Here is a 14,865-nt window from a genome sequence, read left to right as displayed (position 1 = left end):
CGTGATCAGGTTCCGAAGCGGCGTTGCCGGCCCGCGTAATCCCTCAAGGCCCGCAGGAAATCGACCTTGCGGAAAGCAGGCCACAACGCTTCGCAAAAATAGAACTCGCTGTAGGCGCTTTGCCACATCAGGAAGCCGGAGAGCCGCTGCTCACCGGACGTGCGGATGACGAGGTCCGGATCCGGCTGGCCGCGGGTGTAGAGGAAGCGGGAGATGTCGTCCACCGAAAGTTCATCTGCAACTTCTGTCATGGTCCGCCCCTTGGAGGCGGCGTCGTGCAGAAGTTCCCTGACGGCGTCGACGATTTCGCGACGGCCACCGTAGCCGACGGCGACGTTGACGTGGATCTTTTCATGGACCGGCGTGCGGGACGTGAGTTTATTCAGTCGCTCGGCGAGATAGTCCGGGAGCAGTTCCGGGGCGCCCATGGCGTGGACGGACACGTCCTCGTCTTCGTCCAGGCGGTCCATGGTGTTGGCGATGATGCCCATGAGCAGGTCCAGCTCTTCACCGGACCGGTTCATGTTGTCGGTGGAGAGCATGTAGAGCGTGACGACCTTGACGCCCAGTTCCTGGCACCAGCCCAGGAACTCATGGATTTTGTCGGCCCCAGCCTGGTGTCCTTGGCTGGTCGGGGCATTGAACTGGCGCGCCCAGCGGCGGTTGCCGTCCACCATCACGCCGATGTGGCGTGGGATCTGGTCCTGCTGGAGGGAACGCAGGAGTTTGCGCTCATAGAAGCCATAGAGGAAACCGGGCAGCTCCACCGGACACTCACCTGACTTCCTTGCTTGTACGACGACGCACATCCAAGGCTACCTTCCCAACATGGTGAGCCGGTGCAGCAGGCAGTCAAAAACCGCTTGGCGCTTGTTACCCAGAAGTAACCTACCGAAACGTAGGTTACTCTTGAAACATGGCCGAGCTCCTCGAAACCAAGCCCCGCTGGCGCGGGTGGATCCACGCGGTGGCCGCCCCCTTCGCCCTTGCAGCAGGGATCGTCCTCGTGACAGTTGCCCCGAGCCCGGACCGCAAAATCACCTCTGCCATCTACGCGCTGACCGGCTTCCTGCTGTTCGGCGTTTCCGCCGTGTACCACCGTGGAAACTGGTCCCCCAAGGTCCGCATGCTGCTCAAGCGCCTGGACCACACCAACATCATGCTGGTGATCGCCGGCAGCTACACACCGCTGGCCTGGTCCCTGCTGGAACGCCCTGAAGCCACCACGTTGCTCTGGTTGGTGTGGTCCGGAGCAATCATCGGGGTGTTGTTCCGCGTGTTGTGGACCCACGCCCCGCGCTGGCTCTACGTGCCGGTGTACATCGCCCTCGGGTGCGGCGCGTTGTTCTACCTGCCGCAGTTCTTCGCCGCCAACGCCCCTGCAGCGGTCCTCATTTGCGTCGGCGGAGCCTTATACATTGCCGGCGCCGTGTTCTATGCCCTCAAAAGGCCAAACTTCAGCGTGCAGCATTTCGGCTTCCATGAGCTGTTCCACGCGTTTACAGTCTTTGCCTTCGCGGCACACTTCATCGCCATCATGATGGCGGTACTGAGCTAGTCCCGGGCGCTCGGCCCAGGACTGTCCCGCGCCGCCTTCAGCGAGCCTGGCCGCCGTCGTCGTTCCCGTCGGCGGGGCCGCCCGCCCCACCCGGGTTACCGTCCTCGGAAGATCCACCGGCCTCAGCCGCCAGGCGGGCCTCCTCCACCTGTGCACGGTAGCGAACGCGCCGGATCCTGCGGACCATGTCCACGATCAGGAAGGTCGTGAGGATCACGATGAAGGCCGTGAGGACAAAGCCCCAAGTACCCGGCGTCACCTGATCCTCGGACAGGCCAGGCCGCAGCGTGCCCGTGGGATCGGGCGACGGAGTGACGGTCAGGGCGAGAATCAAGTGGTGCACGGTCAAACCTTCTATGGGAGCTGGTGCGTGCCGGCCGGCGAACCGGAACCGGGATGCTGGAGGGCCATACAGCAATTTCTACGAACGATAGAAACTACTGGTGTTCCTATCTTATCCCTGCGAACAGGTCCTTTTCCGGCAGCTCGGAGCCCACCCGGGACTTGATCAGGGTGTAGTCCTCCCATGGCCAGACGGTCCGCTGCAGCTCGGGCGAAACGGCGAAGAAGAAGCCCACGGGGTCGATCTGGGTCCGATGGGCCCGCAGGGCGTCGTCGCGGACCTCAAAGAAGTCGCCGCAGTCGATCTGGGTAGTGGTCTCATGACCGCCGGTGGGCGGCGTGTGCCCCTCGGCATCGGCCTCCAACCATGCCGCCAACCGCTCAGCATACGGAGACTGCAGGCCGGCCTCCTCCAGGGCAAAGTGCAGGGCACGGAAACGTGCAGGGCTGAAGGCGCGGTCGTAATACAGCTTGGCCGGCGTCCACGGTTCGCCCATGCCGGGATAACGCTCAGGATCACCTGCGGCCTCGAAAGCCTCGACAGCCACCTTATGGGCCATGATGTGGTCCGGGTGCGGGTATCCTCCGTTTTCGTCATAGCTGAGGATGACGTGGGGCTTGAATTGCCGGACCAGGCGCACCAGCGGAGCAGTTGCCCGCTCAAGCGGCTGCAGCGCGAAGCATCCTGGCGGCAGCGGCGGAAGCGGATCACCCTCAGGCAGTCCGGAGTCCACGAAGCCGAGCCAACGCTGCTGGATGCCCAGGACAGCTGCCGCATTGGCCATCTCCAGGCGGCGCGCGCCTGCCATGTCACGCTTGGGATGCGGGGCATCCTCCATGGCGGGATTCTGGATGTCTCCACGGGATCCATCCGTGCACGTGGCGACCATGACCTCCACACCGGCGGAAGCATACATCGCCATGGTTGCTGCACCCTTGCTGGACTCATCGTCCGGGTGGGCGTGGACGGCGAGCAGCCGCAGCTGCTGGTCGGAACTGCTGGACGCACTCACGTGACGGCTCCTCTTTCATGGATCTGGTCTCAGGGGTGTGGCTCGTGCGGCGGCAAGGAGCCACCCGGTTCGGCACTAAACTGGATGGGTGACTTCAGAGGACCCTTCGGCCACCCACGTACCGGCAAGCACCAGCCTAGCCAATCGCTACGGCGGCCAAAAGCGCGCCATGACACGCAAAACCAAGCGGAACATCGTCATCGCCGCCCTGGTGGTTGCCATCGGACTGGCCGCTTATGTTGCAACCGGGTCCGCGCAGGCTCCCGTGACGTTCAAAGACATTGGCTACAGCACCGTGGACGACACCCAGGCCGAAGTGGACTACCAGGTCAGCAAATCCCCCGGTGCCACCGCAAAGTGTGCCATCAAGGCCTTGGACTCCAAGTTCGCCGTGGTGGGCTGGGAAGTGGTGGAAATCGGCGCAAACCAGCCCGAGAACACCCCGGATGGCGGGCGGACCACCATCCAGCGGACAACCCTGCGGACCGAGTCCCCGGCGGTCTCGGGCGTGGTGGACAACTGCTGGATAGTGGACAGCGGGAAATAACAACTGTGTGACCCACGGCTCAACCGGTTTGGGTTCGTCCAGAGGATTTACTACAATGGATGAAACCTTCACCCCGTTAAGTTGGTTACTGAGTTGTACGAGTGGCCAGCGAGGCGGGGTCTTTTGCATTGTCAGATCCAGAGGAGAAATCCGTGTCTACCACCAACAGCGCCACTGCGGCTTGGCTTACCCAGGAAGCTTTCGACCGCTTGAAGGCTGAGCTGGACCACCTTTCCGGCGCTGGCCGGGCGGAAATCGTCCAGAAGATCGAAGCTGCCCGCCAGGAAGGCGACCTCAAGGAAAACGGCGGATACCACGCAGCCAAGGAAGAGCAGGGCAAGATTGAAGCCCGCATCCGTCAGCTGACCGTCCTTCTTCGCGACGCCCACGTTGGCGAAGCACCGGCCGACGACGGAATTGTCGAACCCGGCATGCTGGTTGTTGCCCGTATCGCCGGCGACGAAGAGACCTTCCTGCTGGGTTCGCGCGAAATTGCCGGAGATTCCGACCTCGACGTGTTCAGCGAGAAGTCGCCCCTCGGCGCAGCCATCATCGGCCACAAGGAAGGCGACAGCCTCAGCTACGTCGCTCCGAACGGCAAGGAAATCGCGGTGGAGATCGTCTCCGCCAAGCCGTACTCCGGCTAACGCTTACACAGCGCCATAAAACGACGACGCCGGCCCCCTCCTTCGCGGAGGGGGCCGGCGTTTTGCGTTGCCCGGCTACCCAACTGGGGGACAGCAAACGTCGCTATGCGGGCTCAGTGGAGCATCTGCTGTCCCCTGGTTGGGTCAGGGGATGGCGGTTGCCGGTTTGGGGCGGAGCAGTATCGCAGCGATGATGCCGCCCACTGCTCCGCCGAGATGGGCCTGCCAGGAAATGTAGCCCATCACCGTAGGCAGCACGCCGAACAGGATGCTGCCGTAAGCCATGAACAGCACCACGGAGAGCAGGATCTGCCACCAGCTCCTGTTGAAGAAGCCCCGGACCAGCAGGAACGCGAAGAAACCGAATACCAGGCCGGAGGCTCCCACGGTTACCCCTCCCCCGCCGATGAGCCACACCGTCAGTCCCGAGCCCAGCCAGCTGAACGCCAGAGCCGTGATGAAGACACGGATTCCGGACAGGAACACCAGGAAGCCGAAAATGATCAACGGCAACGTGTTGGAAATCAGGTGGTTGAAGTTCGCGTGCAGCAACGGAAAGGTCAGGATATCCAGGAAGCCGTCCATGGAACGGGGTCGCAGCCCGAAGGTGGCATTAAGGGCATGCCGCATCAGCGTGTTCAGGATTTCGATGACATAGAGCAGGATCACGAAACCGCCCATGAAGAGCAGCCCGCCCTTTGCCCGGCCCGCCAGCGATTCCTCGGCGTCGGCCTTTGGTCCCTCAGGTGTTCCCAGCACCATGGCCGCCCCTCCCGTCAGTGCACCACGATGGGCTGGAAGCCTTCGGCCCGCAAGGCGCCGAGGACCTGCTCGCCGTGTTCGTGGCCCTTCGTTTCCAGGTTGATGGTGATGGAAACATCGCCCATGCTGATGGATCCACCCAAGCGGGTGTGGTCCAGGCCGGTGACGTTGGCATCATTTTCGGCGATGATGCGGGCGATGGTGGCCAGCGAACCGGGCCGGTCATCGAGCATCATGCGTACTGTCATGAACCGGCCTGCGGCGGACAAACCGCGCTGGATGACTTTGAGCATCAGCATGGGGTCGATGTTGCCGCCGGAAAGCACGACGGCGGTGTTCCCCGGGTTTTCGATCTTGCCGTCCATGAGGGCGGCTACTCCCACGGCACCGGCGGGTTCAACCACCATCTTGGCCCGTTCCAGCAGGAAGATCAGGGCGCGGGCCAACGAGTCTTCGCTGACGGTTACGACGTCGTCCACAAGCTCGCGGATGATGCTGAACGGCAGTTGTCCGGGCCGTCCGACGGCGATGCCGTCGGCCATGGTGGAAACTTTCTTGAGCGGCACCAGCGCATCGGCGGCCAATGACGGCGGGTAGGCCGCGGCATTTTCTGCCTGGACGCCGATGACCCTGATCTCACGGCCCAGCTCCTTGGCTCGGGCCTTGATGGCAACTGCGACGCCGGCCAGCAGCCCGCCACCACCAACCCCCATGAGAATGGTGTCGACGTTGGGGACCTGGTCCAGGATCTCCAAACCGATGGTGCCTTGGCCTGCCACGACGTCAACGTTGTCGAAGGGGTGCACGAAGACGGCCCCGGTTTCGTTGGCGTAGCGCTGCGCTTCGGCGAGGGCTTCGTCTACATTGTGGCCGTGGAGGACGACCTCTGCCCCATGGCTGCGTGTGGCGGCCAGCTTGGGAAGGGCTACGCCCAGGGGCATGTAGATCCGGGCGTTGATGCCCAGGCTCTTGGCAGCCACTGCCACACCCTGGGCGTGGTTGCCTGCCGATGCCGCTACGACGCCGCGCTTCTTCTCTTCGGCTGTCAGCCGGGCCATGCGCACATAGGCACCACGAACCTTGAACGAGCCGGCACGTTGCAGGTTCTCACACTTGAAAAAGACGTTCCCGCCCACAAGGTGGCCCAGCGCCCGCGACGACTCCACAGGAGTCTTGGTAATAATGCCCCCGAGCAGCTCCTGCGCCTTGAGGACATCGTCCAGAGTGACGGGCAGGGTATCGAGGGTATTCACTGACTATTCTCCTTTATTGGTGTCGGCCACAGTTCTCTCAACAGAGCTACTGCCTGCGGCCTTGGTCTTGCCGGTGCCATCCTTTGCAGGACGGGATTCGGGCCGGGGAAGGTGTGCTTCCTTGAAGTTGGCGTCATTGTCCTGACCGGCCGAGCCGGCCGCCCCTTGGAGTTCGACGCCGCCCAACCCTTCATCATGTTCCCACGTCCGGCCCGCAATGTAGCGAACTGCCGTGTTTACTACGGCGAGCAGCGGAACAGCGAACAGGGCTCCCGGGATGCCTGCCAGATAGGAGCCGGCCGCTACGGTGAGGATCACTGCCACCGGGTGAAGGGCCACGGCCTTGCCCATGACCAGAGGCTGCAGGATGTGGCTTTCAAGCTGCTGAACCAGCAGGACGATGGCCAACATGATCAGGGCGTTGATGGGGCCGTTGGCGACGAGGGCCAGCAGCACGGCGATGGCGCCGGTGACCAGTGCACCCACCACGGGGATGAAGGAGCCGATGAAGACCAGGACCGCCAGGGGCAGCGCCAAAGGAACCTGGATGATCGCGGCGCCAACGCCAATGCCGACTGCATCCACGAAGGCTACGAACATCTGGATCCGGACGTAACTGACCATGGAGGTCCAGCCCCTCCGGCCTGCGCCGTCTGTGGCACGCCGCGCCGCTTTCGGCAGGAGGCGCACCAGGAAACCCCAAATCCGGCTTCCTTCCAACAGGAAGAAGATCAGGATGAACAATGCCAGGACCAGGCCCGCGGCAAAGTGGCCCGCGGTGCTGCCGAAGGAAAGGGCGCCACTGAGAATGCTGCTGCTGTTGTTCTGCAGGGCGTTGGCACCATCGGCGATGTACTTGTCGATCTGGTCCGCGGTCAGGTGCAGCGGGCCATCGGCCAGCCAGGCTTGAACTTGCTGGACTCCGGTGAGGGCTTCCTGCCAGAGCTCGCCGAACCCGGAGACGAGCTGCCGCCCTACCAAGGCCAGGGCGCCGGCAATCACGCCGATGAAGCCAAGGACCGTGATGGCAACCGCGGCGCCGTTGGGAACCTTGCGGTTGCGCAGCCAGGCCACCACCGGATAGAGCAGTCCCGCGAGCAGGGCCGCGACCATCACCGGAATAATGAGGAAACTGACCTTGCCCAGCAGCCACACCAGGGCACCGACCATAAGCAGGATCAGCCCTGCCCGCCAGGACCAGGCGGCAGCTATGCGCACCCCGTAAGGGATGTCCTCGGCGATTTGGCGGTCAGAACGGGGCTTGGCGTCCGGCGTAGGCGTCATAAAACCATAATTCCGTAGCCCGCCCCGTATGGGAAACCGACCCGCAGGCGGTGGCAGGGGCTAGAGGGATGCGGCAATGCCCCAGTTCATGGTGAAATCCCCGCCCGGCGCCAACCACCGAAGGCCATCGCCGCTGTTGAAGGCGTTCGCCGGCCCTGTCATGGGTTCGATCGCCACCGCCTTGGATCGTCCCGGGAAGGTGTCGGTGATGAAGATATGCACGTACTGGCAGTTCCCGTCCTGCTCCAAACTGACACTGCGGCCATCCGGGGCGGCAAGCGTATGGCGGGCCACGCCGCCGTCGAACGTTAAGTCGGTCAGCGCGACGTCCACAAGGGCTGGACCCACTGCGGTACCGGACGAAAAGTCGTAGGGGCCATCCGCGGGGGCAGTGCTGCGTGGGATCAACCGATCATCGGCTACCAGCCGGGTGCGCGCCTTGACAGTGAGGACCAGGTCTTCGGGGGCGGTGTCGCCGAGCCGGAGGTAGGGATGGGCGCCCAAGACGAAAGGTGCCGCGCTTTGCGACTGGTTGACCAGGGTTTGCGACACGCGGAGGTCCAGAGCGTCGTCGAGCTCGTAGCGCACCCGGTGCTGGACCAGGAACGGATAGCCATGCTGGGGAAAGACCGTGGCTTCGAGTGTTACAGAGAATTCGGATTCATCCACCAACGCGTAGCCGGCATTGCGCAGCAGCCCATGGCTGGCGTTGTTCCGGGAAACCTCTGTGATGTCCAGTTGCTGCTTCTTGCCGTCGAGGTACCAGACCCCGTCTTCCACCCGATTGGCCCAGGGAGCCAGGGTGATGCCTGTGGCGCCGGGAGATATCTCGTCGTCGCCGTACGTCTCCGTCAGCTGGACACCACCGCGGGCGTATAGCCGAAGCCCTGCGGCCAGTTCCGTGACCACGGCGACGGCGTCCCCGCGGCGCAGTTCGAACTGCCGTCCGGTAGCGAAACGGCGCGGCTCGGTCTGATGGGCAGGGTCGGCTGGCAACGAAGAGGCAGGCATGGGATTACGGTACTGCATTCTTCGATCGCGGCAGCTACGGATCCGGCACCAAGCCCGCAACAAGATATGTTTGATTTTGTTAGAAACTATGCGTTTTTGGTTACTTGTGGAATGATGATTTCATGAGTCGCATCACCACCACCCGCCTTGCGGACAGCCGAGAGCTGATCTACTTTGACGATCCCGGAACGCCGGAGAGGACACCGGAATCGCTGGTGGATCACCGTCGGCTTCCCGCCCGCGGAGAGCCCGGTGACGTCAGGTACGACGCCTTGTCCGGAGACTGGGTGGCCATCGCCGCGCACCGGCAAAGCCGAACACACCTGCCCCCGGCGGATCAGTGCCCCATCTGCCCCACGACACCGGCGAACCCCTCCGAAATTCCGGCACCTGACTACGACGTCGTGGTGTTCGAGAACCGTTTCCCCTCCTTGGGACCGGCTCTGGGCGACATTCCCACGGCGCCCGCGCCGGGACACAACGGCCACGGCCTCACCGGCCCGGCCTTCGGCCGCTGCGAGGTAGTGGCCTTCACGCCACAGCACACAGGTTCTTTTGCGGAGCTGGGCGAAACCCGCGCCCGCACTGTGATCGAGGCATGGGCCCAGCGGACCGAAGCGCTGAGCGCACTGCCTGGCATCAAGCAGGTGTTCCCCTTTGAAAACCGGGGTGCCGACATCGGCGTCACGCTGCACCATCCGCACGGCCAGATCTACGCCTACCCCTACGTGACGCCGCGCGCAGCACAGCTCGGCGCTGTGGCCCGGAAGTATTACGACGACGTCGACGCGAAAGAAACGCTCGCGGCATCCCTGCTCAGGGCCGAACGCAACGACGGCAGCCGCATGGTGCTCGAGGCCAAGCACTTCAGCGCGTACGTCCCCTTCGCTGCCCGCTGGCCGCTGGAGATCCATCTGGTCCCCCACCGCAGCGTCCCTGACCTCGCTGCCCTGACCGGCGAGGAACGCGGCGAACTCTCGCATGTCTACCTTGACCTGCTGAAGCGGCTCGACTCCCTGTACCCCACTCCCATGCCCTACATCTCGGCATGGCACCAGGCACCCCTTGACCCCGTACTCCGGCCCGCGGGTCAGCTGCACCTGCAGCTGACCTCGCCCCGGCGTGCAGCCGATAAGCTCAAGTACCTGGCCGGATCAGAAGCGGCCATGGGTGCATTCATCAACGACACCACACCCGAAGCCGTGGCGGAGCGCCTGCGTAGCGTCGCTGCAGCACCGTCCGGCAAATCCATGGAAGGCAGCCGAGCATGACCACCACCGCGGACGCCACCGCCCTCACCGACCGCTTCCTGGAAACCTTTGGCGCCGCTCCCGACGGCGTGTGGCAGGCACCGGGACGCGTCAACCTGATCGGCGAGCACACGGACTACAACGAGGGGTTCGTCCTCCCCTTCGCCATCGACAGGACAGCGAAGGTGGCTTTGCGCGTCCGCGACGATTCAACCGTGCGCATGCTGTCCACTTTCGGCGGCCATGGCATGGTGGAGGCCGATCTGGAGGGCCTGGAACCCGGCTCGGGCGATGGCTGGTCCCGCTACCCGCTGGGCGTCGCCTGGGCTTTGCAGGAACACGGCATCGCCGTCCCCGGTTTCGATCTCCTGTTGGACTCCGACGTCCCCCTGGGCGCAGGACTGTCCTCGTCCCATGCCATCGAGTGCGCAGTCATCTCAGCCCTCAATGAACTCACCGGCGCGGGCCTGGCTGCTGAGGAGCTCGTGCTCGCCACCCAGCGCGCGGAAAACATCTTTGTGGGGGCACCCACGGGAATCATGGACCAGTCTGCATCGTTGCGCGGCGCGAAAGGCCACGCAGTTTTCCTCGATTGCCGGGACCAGCACGTTGAACTGGTCCCGTTCGATGCCGAGGCCTCGGATTTGGTCCTGCTGGTAATGGACACCAAGGTCTCGCACTCACACGCCGACGGCGGTTACGCCTCCAGGCGCGCGTCCTGCGAGTTGGGTGCCGAGATCCTTGGCGTCAAAGCACTGCGCGACGTCGGCGTGGAACGTTTGGAGGAAGCGTCCGGACTGCTGGATGAGACCACGCTGAAGCGGGTGCGCCACGTCGTGACGGAGAACGATCGCGTGCTCCAGACAGTGGAAGTCCTCGGGACACAGGGGCCTGCGAGCATCGGGGCCCTGCTTGATGCCAGCCATGTTTCCATGCGGGACGACTTTGAGATCTCCTGCCCGGAGCTTGATCTAGCCGTGGACACTGCCAGGGCAAACGGCAGCATCGGCGCACGGATGACCGGCGGCGGTTTCGGTGGCTCGGCCATAGCGCTGACTCCCGTGGGCCGGGAGCAGCAGGTGAGGGACGCCGTCGTGCGTTCCTTCGCGGAAGCGGGCTACACCACACCGGACATTTTCACCGTGACCCCGGCAGCAGGCGCCCTGCGTCTTGTGTGACCTCACAGCCTGCGCCCGGACCAGCAGCGGATGCCGGGCGTAAGCTGGGGCCATGACTGAGGCCGTCATTGTTTCCACTGCCAGAAGCCCCATAGGCCGCGCCTTCAAAGGCTCCCTCAAGGATGAACGCCCCGACGACCTCGCCACGGCCATGGTGGAGGCCGCCTTGGTCAAGATCCCGGGCTTCGAACCCGGAGCCGAGGACGGGCGGGGGCTGGACGACATCCTCTTGGGCTGCGCCGAACCCAGCGGTGAGGCGGGATCCAACATGGCTCGGGTGGTCGCGGTCCTGGCAGGGTTGGACAGGGTGCCTGGGGCGACCATCAACCGCTTCTGCGCCTCGAGCCTGCAGACCCTGAGGATGGCCTTCCACGCCATCAAGTCCGGAGAAGCCCAGGCGATCGTCTCCGCCGGAGTGGAGAGCGTCTCCCGCTATCAACACTGGGCGGGCGCCGGCGAGACCGATACCGCCAACCACAACCCAGCCTTCGCAGCCGCCGCCCAGCGCACTGCCTCCCGGGCCGCCTCCAACATTCCATGGACCGATCCCCGGCTTGGCGGCCGCCTCCCTGATATCTACATCTCCATGGGCCAGACGGCCGAAAACGTTGCCACCAGCTACGGCATCAGCCGCGCCGAGCAGGACCAGTGGGGTGTATTGAGCCAGAACCGGGCGGAGGCAGCCATCGCCTCCGGCTTCTACGCCCGGGACATCACGCCGTACACCCGCAAGGACGGAGTGGTGGTAGACCGCGATGACTCTCCCAGGGCAGGGGTGACACTGGAGGCGGTCTCCGCGCTGCAGCCCGTCTTCCGCCCGGAGGGTACCGTCACCGCCGGCAATGCCTGTCCACTCAACGATGGCGCGGCGGCCGTGGTGGTCATGAGCGACGCCCGGGCCCGCGAGCTCGGATTGGAACCCCAGGCGCGGGTGGTATCTACCGGCGTCAGTGCACTCTCTCCGGAGCTGATGGGCATGGGCCCGGTGGAGTCCACGCGCCGCGCTCTCGCCCTGGCCGGACTGACCATTGATGACATTGACCTGGTGGAGCTCAACGAGGCCTTTGCCGTTCAGGTGGTGGCGAGTGCCCGCGAACTGGGGATCGATCCCGACAAGCTCAATGTCCACGGCGGGGCCATAGCGCTGGGGCATCCTTTTGGGATGACCGGTGCACGGATGACCAGCACGCTGCTCAACGGGCTGGTGGAGCGCGACGGATCACTGGGGCTGGCTACGCTCTGCGTCGGAGGCGGCCAGGGCATGGCGGTCGTTTTCGAACGTTTGAGGTAGTCCGACGAAGAATGCCCCCGAATTGCTTCGGGGGCATTCTTCATGTGGAGCTTTGGCGGCTAGTCGTCGCCTCGCAGGATGGCCAGCAGGCGGATGATTTCCACATACAGCCAAACCAGCGTCACCGTCAGGCCGAACGCGGCAACCCAGGAGTAGCGTTCCGGGGCGCCTGCACGGACGCCTTCTTCAATGCTGGTGAAGTCCATGATGAGCGAGAAAGCGGCCAGGCCGATGGCCAGGATTCCGATGAAGACACCCAGCGGGATACCCGCAATGGTGATGCTCGTACGGAGGCCGAAGGGTTCCTGCACGGCACCGGTCCACATCATGACGAGGTTGATCAGTGCGAAGACTGCGTAGCCGATGGTCGCGATCATGAAGAACCGCATCAGCTTGGGCGTTGCGCGCACCTTGCCGCTCTTGAACAACACCAAGGTGACGCCGAAGACGGCAAGCGTGCCGATGACGGCCTGCAGGCCGACGCCGGGGTACATGCCGTCCAGAATGCGGGTCAGGCCACCAAGGAAGAGGCCTTCGAGTCCGGCATACGCCAGGATCAGCGCCGGCGAAGGCTGCTTCTTGAACGTGTTGACCAGGGCAAGGACGAAGCCGCCCAGTGCACCGACAATCATCAACAGGCTGGACAAGCCAGGCGCAACAAGGAGCGTCACGCCGGCGCCGACCACGACGGCCACCAGGCAGGCGACGGTCTTCATGATGACGTCGTCGTACGTCATCCGGCCGGTGTCAGCGGGGCCTGCCGCCGGCTGGTTGTACATCTGCTGCAGCTGCTCGTTGGTCATGCTCTGCTGCTGGGCAGACCACGCGGCCTGGCCGTCCAAGACCTGGCCGGGGGCGCGGCCAGCAGGGTTGAATTGCTGGCCGTACGGATTGTGCGGTACAGGCGGGGCCTGCTTTGCTCCACGGAAATTCTTTCCGTTGAAGACTGGGTTGCCGCCAAGTGCCATTACGGGTGTCCTCCTGAGAAAGGGCTAAGTGATAGTTCACGGTACCAATTACCACGCTCGTAAGGCAGGGAAAGTTCCCCCGTTCACCCAGACGAAACTCAACCGTGATCCTGGGAGGAATCCGCGGGGCGTCACGCTTCCCAGCGGGAAACTTTAGGCACGTCGGCATACGGCAAATATTTTCTTAAGGACTCCTACATTATTAGTTGCCTATAGCTTCACAGTTGTTATCTGATCGCTACCTTTGCACCCCCGAACTGGGCATTCATTCGTCTCCACGAGCGGTAACATAGGCCACACATGGGTGACTTAGATCACAATTGAGGCAGCCAGGCAAGTACTGTTCTTAAGCCCCATGACCCGTTCGCACCGGTTGCAATGGCGCAGCCGGGACCACCCCCACTGTGGAGGTTTCCATTTTGAGAAGCACACTGCGCGACCCGTCCATCAGACGGTCCAAGGGACTGCGGAGAGCAATGGGGGCGCTGTTTGCATCCCTCCTTGCTGTTCTGCTGATCGCCGCCCCCGCGGCGGAGGCAACCACCCCCTCGCCTTCGCCATCCGCCACCAATTTCCAGAACAGCATCAGCGGCTTCCTCCGTGACGATGCCCGCGCCCCGATATCCGGCGTCAAGATCAAGGCTTCCGGCAACGGATTCGAAGGTGAAGCCACCTCCGGATCCAACGGCGCGTGGAGCATCGGTGTCCCTGTTCAGGGCACCTACAAGGTGGAGCTTGATACCTCAACGCTGCCTGATGGCATCAAGCTCGCCGACGGCCAGGAGAATCCACGCAACGTGACGTTCAGCCAGACGTCCAACCTGTCGGTCATCTTCGCCTTCGGTAAAGGCATCGTGGTCCAGCAACAGGACTTCGGGCAGAATCTCCTGAACCGCCTGGTCGCGGGTTTGAGCTTCGGCCTCCTCCTCGCCCTGGCCGCCGTGGGACTCTCCCTGATCTTCGGAACCACGGGCCTGACCAACTTCGCCCACGGTGAGATGGTCACCCTCGGTGCCGTACTCGTTTTCATGTTCAACGGGTTCGGTTTCCCCTTCTGGCTCGCAATCCTGCTGGCCCTGGTCGGTGGCGGACTCTTCGGGTATGTCCAGGACGCAGGTCTGTGGCGGCCCCTGAGGCGGCGCGGTTCCGGCCTGGTCCCCATGATGATCGTCAGCATCGGTCTTGCGTTGGCCATCCGGTACGTCATCCAGTTCTTCTTCGGCGGCGCCACACAACAGCTGCCAGGGGCCCAGAGCGCAGAGATCCAGATCGGCCCTGTCTCCATCTCGCCCAACAACCTGTGGTCGCTGATCATCAGCGCCGTCGTGATCGCCTTGATCGGATTCATCCTGTTGAAGACCCGCCTGGGCAAGGCAACCCGCGCTGTGGCCGACAACCCGGCACTGGCGGCGGCCTCCGGCATCGACGTCGACACGGTCATCCGGATCGTGTGGATCGTAGGCGGTGTCCTGGCTTCGCTCGGCGGTATCCTGTGGGCCTACTACCGGCCCGGCGTCACCTTCGACATGGGCTCCCAAATCCTGTTACTGATCTTCGCAGGCGTGACGCTCGGTGGCTTGGGCACGGTATTCGGTGCCCTGATCGGTTCGATCGTCGTAGGCATCTTCGTGGAACTGACGACTGTTTTCGGCCTTCCCGCCGACCTCAAGTACGTCGGAGCCCTCTTCATCATGATCGTTGTCCTTTTGTTCCGACCGCAGGGTATCCTCGGCCGGCGTGAGCGTGTGGGTTAGGAGCGGG

15 protein-coding genes are annotated in these 14,865 nt (G+C 63.7%); 7 read left to right on the top strand and 8 right to left on the bottom strand.

Annotated elements, in window-relative coordinates; all coding sequences use genetic code 11:
* Positions 1-5: 5 nt before the first annotated feature.
* Positions 6-809 carry an isoprenyl transferase gene (locus PQ627_RS11630; RefSeq protein ID WP_144661904.1) on the bottom strand — a complete coding sequence of 268 codons (804 nt, stop codon included), beginning with the start codon at positions 807-809 and terminating at the stop codon, positions 6-8.
* 107 nt (positions 810-916) lie between these two features.
* On the opposite strand from PQ627_RS11630, the gene trhA reads away from it, so the two are divergent.
* Positions 917-1,558: a PAQR family membrane homeostasis protein TrhA gene (trhA, locus tag PQ627_RS11625; protein ID WP_274261132.1), complete on the top strand. Its 642-nt coding sequence runs from the start codon at positions 917-919 to the stop codon at positions 1,556-1,558.
* A gap of 37 nt (positions 1,559-1,595) precedes the next feature.
* Here the strand turns inward: trhA and PQ627_RS11620 are convergent, their stop codons facing one another.
* Entirely contained in the window at positions 1,596-1,901 is a 306-nt protein-coding gene (locus tag PQ627_RS11620) for a hypothetical protein (RefSeq protein ID WP_144661902.1), read from the bottom strand.
* Positions 1,902-2,007: 106 nt separating this feature from the next.
* On the bottom strand, positions 2,008-2,913 hold the full coding sequence (gene mca, locus PQ627_RS11615; RefSeq protein ID WP_144661901.1) for a mycothiol conjugate amidase Mca: 906 nt from the start codon (positions 2,911-2,913) through the stop codon (positions 2,008-2,010).
* 88 nt (positions 2,914-3,001) lie between these two features.
* On the opposite strand from mca, the gene PQ627_RS11610 reads away from it, so the two are divergent.
* Positions 3,002-3,460, top strand: coding sequence for a DUF4307 domain-containing protein (locus PQ627_RS11610; RefSeq protein ID WP_274261129.1), 459 nt, complete (start codon positions 3,002-3,004; stop codon positions 3,458-3,460).
* A 152-nt stretch (positions 3,461-3,612) separates the two neighbouring features.
* Positions 3,613-4,107 (top strand): transcription elongation factor GreA, encoded by a 495-nt coding sequence (gene greA, locus PQ627_RS11605; protein WP_144661899.1) that lies wholly within the window; start codon positions 3,613-3,615, stop codon positions 4,105-4,107.
* A gap of 144 nt (positions 4,108-4,251) precedes the next feature.
* On the opposite strand, the gene PQ627_RS11600 is transcribed toward greA, so the two are convergent.
* The 4 genes from PQ627_RS11600 to PQ627_RS11585 are packed head-to-tail and all read right to left on the bottom strand — an operon-like array spanning position 4,252 to position 8,417.
* On the bottom strand, positions 4,252-4,869 hold the full coding sequence (locus PQ627_RS11600; protein ID WP_144662323.1) for a rhomboid family intramembrane serine protease: 618 nt from the start codon (positions 4,867-4,869) through the stop codon (positions 4,252-4,254).
* Positions 4,870-4,883: 14 nt separating this feature from the next.
* A complete protein-coding gene (gene ilvA, locus PQ627_RS11595; RefSeq protein WP_144662324.1) occupies positions 4,884-6,122 on the bottom strand; it encodes a threonine ammonia-lyase in 1,239 nt (412 codons plus the stop codon).
* 3 nt (positions 6,123-6,125) lie between these two features.
* Entirely contained in the window at positions 6,126-7,406 is a 1,281-nt protein-coding gene (locus PQ627_RS11590; RefSeq protein WP_144662325.1) for an AI-2E family transporter, read from the bottom strand.
* Positions 7,407-7,466: 60 nt separating this feature from the next.
* Positions 7,467-8,417 carry an aldose 1-epimerase family protein gene (locus PQ627_RS11585; protein ID WP_274261124.1) on the bottom strand — a complete coding sequence of 317 codons (951 nt, stop codon included), beginning with the start codon at positions 8,415-8,417 and terminating at the stop codon, positions 7,467-7,469.
* 122 nt (positions 8,418-8,539) lie between these two features.
* Between PQ627_RS11585 and galT the strand changes: the two genes are divergently transcribed.
* From galT to PQ627_RS11570, 3 genes are read left to right on the top strand one after another with little or no spacing between them, the layout of a single operon-like run.
* Complete coding sequence (gene galT / locus PQ627_RS11580; protein WP_274261122.1) at positions 8,540-9,688, top strand: galactose-1-phosphate uridylyltransferase; 1,149 nt, start codon at positions 8,540-8,542, stop codon at positions 9,686-9,688.
* Entirely contained in the window at positions 9,685-10,845 is a 1,161-nt protein-coding gene (galK, locus tag PQ627_RS11575; RefSeq protein ID WP_144662328.1) for a galactokinase, read from the top strand. Before galT ends, galK begins: the two co-directional genes overlap by 4 nt.
* Positions 10,846-10,897: 52 nt before the next feature.
* The gene (locus PQ627_RS11570; protein WP_274261120.1) at positions 10,898-12,136 is read left to right on the top strand and encodes an acetyl-CoA C-acetyltransferase; all 1,239 of its coding nucleotides are present in this window, start codon (positions 10,898-10,900) and stop codon (positions 12,134-12,136) included.
* Between the two features lie 59 nt (positions 12,137-12,195).
* Here the strand turns inward: PQ627_RS11570 and PQ627_RS11565 are convergent, their stop codons facing one another.
* On the bottom strand, positions 12,196-13,104 hold the full coding sequence (locus PQ627_RS11565) for a Bax inhibitor-1/YccA family protein (protein ID WP_144662330.1): 909 nt from the start codon (positions 13,102-13,104) through the stop codon (positions 12,196-12,198).
* Between the two features lie 476 nt (positions 13,105-13,580).
* Here PQ627_RS11565 and PQ627_RS11560 point away from each other — a divergent pair, with 476 nt between their 5' ends.
* Positions 13,581-14,858: a branched-chain amino acid ABC transporter permease gene (locus PQ627_RS11560; RefSeq protein ID WP_274261117.1), complete on the top strand. Its 1,278-nt coding sequence runs from the start codon at positions 13,581-13,583 to the stop codon at positions 14,856-14,858.
* Positions 14,859-14,865: the final 7 nt, after the last annotated feature.

The organism is Paenarthrobacter sp. AB444 (assembly GCF_028736865.1).
GTDB classification, from domain to species: Bacteria; Actinomycetota; Actinomycetes; order Actinomycetales; family Micrococcaceae; genus Arthrobacter; species Arthrobacter nicotinovorans_B.
Note: the sequence above shows the minus strand (reverse complement) of the source record. Positions and strands in the feature narration are given on the sequence as shown.

Excerpts from the sequence above, each read along its gene's own strand:
- PQ627_RS11630 (WP_144661904.1), bottom strand. The coding sequence starts at position 809 with ATGTGCGTCGTCGTACAAGCAAGGAAGTCAGGTGAGTGTCCGGTGGAG.
- trhA (WP_274261132.1), top strand. The coding sequence starts at position 917 with ATGGCCGAGCTCCTCGAAACCAAGCCCCGCTGGCGCGGGTGGATCCAC.
- PQ627_RS11600 (WP_144662323.1), bottom strand. The coding sequence starts at position 4,869 with ATGGTGCTGGGAACACCTGAGGGACCAAAGGCCGACGCCGAGGAATCG.
- PQ627_RS11590 (WP_144662325.1), bottom strand. The coding sequence starts at position 7,406 with ATGACGCCTACGCCGGACGCCAAGCCCCGTTCTGACCGCCAAATCGCC.
- PQ627_RS11585 (WP_274261124.1), bottom strand. The coding sequence starts at position 8,417 with ATGCCTGCCTCTTCGTTGCCAGCCGACCCTGCCCATCAGACCGAGCCG.
- galT (WP_274261122.1), top strand. The coding sequence starts at position 8,540 with ATGAGTCGCATCACCACCACCCGCCTTGCGGACAGCCGAGAGCTGATC.
- galK (WP_144662328.1), top strand. The coding sequence starts at position 9,685 with ATGACCACCACCGCGGACGCCACCGCCCTCACCGACCGCTTCCTGGAA.
- PQ627_RS11570 (WP_274261120.1), top strand. The coding sequence starts at position 10,898 with ATGACTGAGGCCGTCATTGTTTCCACTGCCAGAAGCCCCATAGGCCGC.
- PQ627_RS11565 (WP_144662330.1), bottom strand. The coding sequence starts at position 13,104 with ATGGCACTTGGCGGCAACCCAGTCTTCAACGGAAAGAATTTCCGTGGA.
- PQ627_RS11560 (WP_274261117.1), top strand. The coding sequence starts at position 13,581 with ATGGGGGCGCTGTTTGCATCCCTCCTTGCTGTTCTGCTGATCGCCGCC.